A 7,027-nucleotide genomic window follows, 5' to 3' on the forward strand; every position below is an offset into this window, starting at 1 on the left:
ATATGATAAATAATAATGCTCCTATTTCGATAATTATACCTTGTTATAATGTAGAAAATTACATTGCTAATTGTCTGGACTCATTAATTCATCAAAGCTGTTTACCCGAAGAAATTATTTGCATAGATGATGGTTCAACTGACGATACACTATTAATTATCCAAAAATATTCATCAAAATTCGATTGTATAAAAATTATTAGCCAGACAAATCAAGGGGTTAGTGAAGCTAGAAATAAAGGTGTAGAGTTAGCAACTAGTGAATATATTTTATTTATCGATTCGGATGATATTCTAAATACAAATCTATTTTATCAATTTAAATATTCAATAAAGGCCGAACCTAACTTAAATGTATTCTATTTTGACTATACCACTTTTAAGGTTAACCTACCCATAAATGCAACAAATAAAATTATGGATATAGAGCCAACAGTTTTTAAATCGGGTACAGAATTACTAAATTATTTATTAGAAAAAGTAAATTACTCTGGTGTAGTATGGAGATACATTTTTAAACGGCAACTATTCACAAAAAAGTTTAGTGGAACTAATCATGAAGATCACTTGGTATCACTTGCTATTATGACTAACGCAAAAACATCCTATTATTTTAATAATAAGGATGCGCTTTTTCACCGAGTTCGCTCTTCCTCGTTATCTAATTTCTGTATTGATAATATATATACTGAAACTTTAAGAAGTGTTTTAAAAAAATGTATACAACAAATTAATGATTTACCATTATCAGATAAAGCAAAACTCAATTATATTTTGGTTATGAATGTAACTTATTTAGAAACTATTTTAAGATCCAATATAATTAAACCAAAACAAGAAAAAGATGCAATAATTAAGGAACTAGGTTTATTGAAAATATTAATTCGCATTTATACAAACAATAAACCTAAGGTTATAAGGAATATTTTCTATATCTTAAAATTCTTAAAACAATACGATTGTTTTCTTGCAACGAAAAAAGCACTATTAAAATGCGCAATTACCAAACAATATCCAAAATTAGATATTAAAAACAATTACCAGCAATATTCTTCATTAGATAAATTTTAGTAATTACTTATTAAATCAAAATGTTAAAAAATTAATTAATCGTTAAAATTACTTTTATATAACTTTGTATACATACCGTTCATACTTAATAATTCAGAATGAGTTCCCTTTTCAATAATTCGGCCTTCATTCATAACTAGTATTTCATCTGCATTTTCAATAGTCGACAATCTATGGGCAATAACAATAGACGTTCTCCCCTTTTGTAATTCATCTAAAGCTTTTTGTATTGCTCGTTCTGATTCAGTATCTAAAGCAGATGTAGCTTCATCTAAAATAAGGATCGGATTATCCCTCAATAAAGCTCGAGCTATTGCAATACGTTGACGTTGTCCTCCCGATAACAATACACCATTTTCGCCAACTAATGTGTTGAAACCTTTATCAAACTGTTGTATAAAATCATAAGCGTTAGCTTTTTTGGCTGCCTCTTCGATTTGATGCTGGGAAAATTCGCCGATTTTACCATATGCAATATTATTCGCAATTGTATCATTAAATAAATGAACATGTTGAGATACTAACCCAATCTGATTTCTTAAACAATATAAGGTAAACTCCTGTATATTAACACCATCTATAAAAATCGTACCCTGTGAAACATCATAAAAACGAGTAAGTAAGCTTGCTATCGTAGTTTTACCTGAACCTGAACGTCCCACTAAAGCGACTGTTTTACCAGCAGGAACAGAAAAACTAATGTTTTGTAAGGCCAAATTATGTCTAGTTTCATAACCAAATGATACATTTTTAAAAACAATATTTCCTTTTACTTTTTCAATATTTAAAGAGCCATTATCATTTTCTATTGGCTGTTCTAATATGGCAAACAATGTTTGACAAGCGGCCATACCTTTTTGAAACCCCGCATTTACACTAGTTAAACTTTTGATTGGTTGCATCAAAGCAACTAATGAAGAAAAAACAACAGTAAATTCCCCTGGAGTTATATTCAAGTTGGGATTGCTTGCAGTTAATAATACAAATGCAATGGCAAAAGAAATAACGACCTGAACAATTGGTGTAGATAATGCAGAAACAGAAACCAACCTCATGCTGTCGCGCCGGAATTTATTACTTACTTTTTCAAAACTTTTGGATTCTTCCTCTTGAGCTCCAAATATCACTATTTCTCTGTGTCCTTTTAGCATTTGCTCAACAGCCATAGTAACACTGCCCATTGAGTTTTGCATATTTTTAGCCAAGCGTCGAAACTTAACCGAAATAAACGTTATTAGCCCAATAACTATTGGAGTGATGATAATTAAAGACAAAGACAACTGCCAGCTATTGTAAAACATCGTATAAAATAAGCCACAAATGAATGCTGACTCACGAATAATAGTAATTAAAGCATCCGATGACGATGCTGCAACTTGATCAGTGTCATAAGTAATTCGTGATAACAAACGACCTGTTGAGTTTTGATCATAAAAACTAACAGGAGCATCTACAAAATGACTAAATAGCCTTTGTCGAATGTTCATCACTATTCTACCCGAAATCAATGATAGAAAAATAGAATAACCATAATTTGCAATCCCTCGTAATAAAACTAATCCAAAAATATAAAAAGGTGCCATCAATAAAAAATCTTGATCATTCATTGAAAAACCGCGATCAAGTAATGGGCGCAGTAAAGCTATCAATGAGGTATCAGCAAAAGCACTGGCAACAAGTAAAATAACAGACAAGAATAAAATAAATTTATGCTCTGCAATTAATGGCCATAGTTTTAAAAAAGTTCTCCATGTTGATGAATCTTTATCTAAATTATGTTGATATTTAGGTTTACTTGGTTTAGTCATATCATCTATTATCTATTTTGAATTATATTTAAGAATTAAATTGCATTTTATGCATTTGAGCATAAATTCCACCTAAATTGATTAATGATTGATGGTTTCCATCTTCAATAACCTTTCCATCATCAATAACTAAAATTCGATCTGCTTTTTCAATAGTAGATAGACGATGGGCAATTATAATTGACGTTCTGTTTTTTTGTAAAATTTCTATAGCATCTTGAACAAGTCGCTCTGACTCATTATCTAATGCAGAAGTAGCCTCATCAAAAATTAAAACTGGATTATCACGCAATAAAACACGTGCAATTGCAATACGTTGCCGTTGACCACCAGATAACAAAATGCCATTATCACCGACTTCAGTATCTATCCCTTTTTCCAACTTATCAATAAATTCAATTGCATTAGCTAGTTTAGCAGCTTTAATTATATCATCTCTACCATGCAAATCTTTTTCACCGTAAGCAATATTTTCAGCAATTGTTCCATTAAATAAATGTACATTTTGAGAAACATACCCAATTTGCTTGCGTAATGAGCTCAATGTATATTCCTTAATATTTATAGCATCTAATAATATTTCACCGTGTGAAACATCATAAAAACGAGGAAGCAAACTTGCAATTGTAGATTTACCAGCACCTGAACGACCTACTAATGCGATCGTTTGCCCAGCCCTAATTTTTAAAGAAATATCATTAAGTGCCGGTGTATGTCGAGTAGGGTAAGTATAAGTTACATTTTTAAACTCAACATCCCCTTTAACTTTTTCAGCAACAATAGTGCCATGGTCATCCTCTAATGGGGAATTCAAAAGATCAAATAATGATTCACAAGCAATCGCTCCTTTTTGCAGCTCAACATGCAAACTTGTTAATTCTCGTAAAGGACGCATAACAGCAACCATTGCAGAAAAAACTACAGTAAAAGATCCTGGCGTAATATCTAGATTTTGGCTAGCAACTAGATAGAGAATAAAACCCAATCCTAAAGTGGCAACCAACTGAATAATCGGAGTTGACAATCTGGAAACCACTTCTATTTTTAGCATTCCACGCCTAACACAATCTGTTATGTAGCTAAAATTACGTTTCTCATACTCTCTAGCATTAAAGATCAAAATTTCCTTATGTCCTTTCAACATTTCATCACTTGCTGTGGTAATTTGTCCCATTCCTTGTTGCATTGATGCAATTGTTTGCCTAAATTTTTTAGCAATAAATTGTGCAATAAAAATGATCAATGGAACTAAAATAATAAGCACTGAAGCTAATTTCCAACTTCCATATAACATAACTATGCATAATCCGATCGCATATGTTATCTCTCGAATAAGTATGATTAATGCATCAGAAGAGGCTTTTGATAACATTTGAGTATTAAAAGTTATAACAGAAACAAGATCACCAACAGATTGTCTATCATGGAAACTTATAGGGCTTTTGATTAAATGATTAAATATCATTTGTCGAAATTTAGTTACTACTTTTCCAGATAACCAAGAAAGACAATATGCGGATATATAATTAGATAAACCTCTTAGCAAGATTAAACCAATAATTGCAATCGCAATTATAATTAGTAGAGAATAATTCTTATCCATTAGCCCATGATCAAGCAACGGTTTGGTGAGTGATATTAAAGTTGCATCTGTAGCCGCATTTAACAAAAGTCCAATAACTGCAACGATTAATGCTTTTTTATATGGACTTATAAACGGCCAAAGTTTCTTTAAAGTCGTAATTGAATTTAGTTGTTGAGACATAATAAAGTATTTCAATAATAAAATTACAGAGCATTATACTATAAATAGGAGCTTACTCGTTAATTTTATTGTAAGCTTGATAAGATAAGTAAATGCTGAAATAAAAACATAACTAACAACAAATTTATATTATTTTTTACTTTTTTTTACTTTTATTTTAATACCTAAAAAACAAATAAAATAATATTTATTTGCATTCCAAATACCAAGCAAGCGCTGTCTCTTCGTTAAAAATAATTCATTTATTTCACCTATTTTATGATATTGCTTATTAGATAATGAAATTAAATAACGATCATTAGGAAAATGAAATTTAAGATTAAATAGATTGGCAATCTTGGTCGACTTATTTAAAACAAGTACCCTTTCTTTTTTTGGTAAGCGACGTAAAGACTCATAAATTTTTTGTTGAAACAAATCAACTAAAATAGGTTTAAATTTATCAAATAAATTCCATTTAAAAACGAAATGAAGTAAATACTCAAAACATAATAACGAATCTAGTTCATGTAGAGTTTTATGATAAACTTTACCCTTTTTATTATGTTGACTCATTATTGAGCCGCTTCTTATCAGATAATTATAAAACCTTTTATTCACAAAAAATGCAGAATCACAAACCAAAGCATAAGACCAAAAAAACGGATTATCTTCATACCAAAGCCCGTCAGGAAATTTAATATCATATTTCTTTATTATTGAAAGTTTATATATTTTATTCCATGCACAGACATCCATATTTGCTATAACATCATTGGATAAGTTAACTAAACCTGTATATTTATGTTCAAAATATCGTTCGTCCTGAATTCGAGCGACATTATTTTCAAAAACGAGCCGTGTAGAAAAATAAACAAGGTCTACTGTATCTACGTTGAAATATAACAACGAACTTTCATAGGTATTTAATTCAATAAAATCATCTGAATCGACAAAAGTAATATACTTACCTTGGGCATTTTCAATGCCAACATTTCTTGCTGAAGACAAGCCCCCGTTATTTTTACTAATAATTTTAATCCGTTTATCTTTCTCAGTATACTTTTTTAAAATATCAAGCGAATTATCTGTCGAACCATCATTTACACAAATGATTTCAATATTTTTGAAAGACTGATTGATAACACTATCTAAACACTTAATCAAATATTTTTCAGTGTTATAGACTGGAATAACAACTGAAAGAATTGGTAACCTTTTCATTTTTTTATTATTTTATTAAATAATGATTATAAATTAAATTCAAAATTTTATCAATATTCCATGAAATAGATAAATGAATTTTAATGATAAAAATGGTATCGGCACAATATACAAATAGTGTAACTCCCCCCTAAAATAGTGATCCTCGCCAAAATATTAGACAGTGCGCACCTCTATCATTTTTTCGTTTTGGTAATATTGCTGTTCATATTGTTCAGGTGATACCCAACCATTGGCTGAATGACGGCGTATCCGATTATAATAGATTTCAATATATTCAAATAGTGCTTTATTAGCCAGTTTCCTCGTTTTGTAGTAATAGTCATGAATAATGTGTGTTTTGAGTATATGAAAAAAACTTTCAACAACCGTATTATCAAAGCAGTTGCCTCTTCGACTCATGCTTTGCCTTAGCCCATATTGTAACAATAATTGCTTGAAATCATCACTGCAATATTGGCTTCCTTGGTCACTATGAATGAGTACATTTTTAGGAAATTTACGCTGAAATAAGGCTTGCTTTAATGTATTACATGTAGGATTTACGAGTATTGTTTACAGTAATTTGAGAAACTACTGTAATGAATATACATAAAAAAACAAAACTAACGCCTTATCACAGACAAGAGATATGGCGCTTATATCATAAAGAAAAAATAACGGTCACTGATTTGGCAAAACGCTTTATGGTCAGTCGACCTACCATTTATAATGTACAAAAGAAAGCCCGATTGAAGCTTTTTGTGCCTTTAACCAGTAAGAATGAACGTTATAAAACCATTCGTTATGGAATTAACCGTCTGGTTAAAGTCGAAAAATCGATTGAAGATAAATTAAGGCGGCAAGCTAAACGCTATAACAAAACCTATCCGGGAGAAATGCTACACGTTGATACCAAACGTTTACCTTTACTTAAAAATGAAACGAAACAGCAAACTAGAGAATATTTACCTATTAATATTCATTTGATTTTTATTGTTTTTATACATAAACGTAGTACATTCCTGAAACTTTTTGACAAAAATGGGGCGGTCTTTGTTTGTTAGATAAATGTTTTGTAACTATCCCCTAAAATAGTACAGCAAAAAAGTAGAAAATTCTCTATGATAAAAGTAAAAGGGGATTTAATTATGAAAAAAATGACTGAACATCAAATTGTCGCTATTTTAAAAGAAGCTGAA

6 protein-coding genes are annotated in these 7,027 nt (G+C 30.3%); 2 read left to right on the forward strand and 4 right to left on the reverse strand.

What is annotated here, in order from left to right:
- On the forward strand, nucleotides 1-1,070 hold a 1,070-nt coding region (locus tag A9G38_RS09385; protein ID WP_034912019.1), incomplete at its 5' end, for a glycosyltransferase.
- A gap of 35 nt (nucleotides 1,071-1,105) precedes the next feature.
- On the opposite strand, the gene msbA (A9G38_RS09390) is transcribed toward A9G38_RS09385, so the two are convergent.
- The 4 genes from msbA (A9G38_RS09390) to A9G38_RS11795 form a co-directional block, all read right to left on the reverse strand.
- The gene (gene msbA / locus A9G38_RS09390; protein WP_034912014.1) at nucleotides 1,106-2,878 is read right to left on the reverse strand and encodes a lipid A ABC transporter ATP-binding protein/permease MsbA; all 1,773 of its coding nucleotides are present in this window, start codon (nucleotides 2,876-2,878) and stop codon (nucleotides 1,106-1,108) included.
- Between the two features lie 28 nt (nucleotides 2,879-2,906).
- Complete coding sequence (gene msbA / locus A9G38_RS09395) at nucleotides 2,907-4,643, reverse strand: lipid A export permease/ATP-binding protein MsbA (RefSeq protein WP_034912011.1); 1,737 nt, start codon at nucleotides 4,641-4,643, stop codon at nucleotides 2,907-2,909.
- A gap of 129 nt (nucleotides 4,644-4,772) precedes the next feature.
- Complete coding sequence (locus tag A9G38_RS09400; protein ID WP_051634217.1) at nucleotides 4,773-5,846, reverse strand: glycosyltransferase family 2 protein; 1,074 nt, start codon at nucleotides 5,844-5,846, stop codon at nucleotides 4,773-4,775.
- A 156-nt stretch (nucleotides 5,847-6,002) separates the two neighbouring features.
- Nucleotides 6,003-6,398 carry an IS3 family transposase gene (locus A9G38_RS11795; RefSeq protein WP_080702333.1) on the reverse strand — a complete coding sequence of 132 codons (396 nt, stop codon included), beginning with the start codon at nucleotides 6,396-6,398 and terminating at the stop codon, nucleotides 6,003-6,005.
- A 29-nt stretch (nucleotides 6,399-6,427) separates the two neighbouring features.
- Here A9G38_RS11795 and A9G38_RS12490 point away from each other — a divergent pair, with 29 nt between their 5' ends.
- A complete protein-coding gene (locus A9G38_RS12490) occupies nucleotides 6,428-6,892 on the forward strand; it encodes an HTH domain-containing protein (RefSeq protein WP_218056517.1) in 465 nt (154 codons plus the stop codon).
- Nucleotides 6,893-7,027 lie beyond the last annotated feature (135 nt).

The sequence above is a fragment of the Gilliamella sp. Imp1-1 genome, from assembly GCF_001690415.1.
Lineage (GTDB): Bacteria > Pseudomonadota > Gammaproteobacteria > Enterobacterales > Orbaceae > Gilliamella > Gilliamella bombi.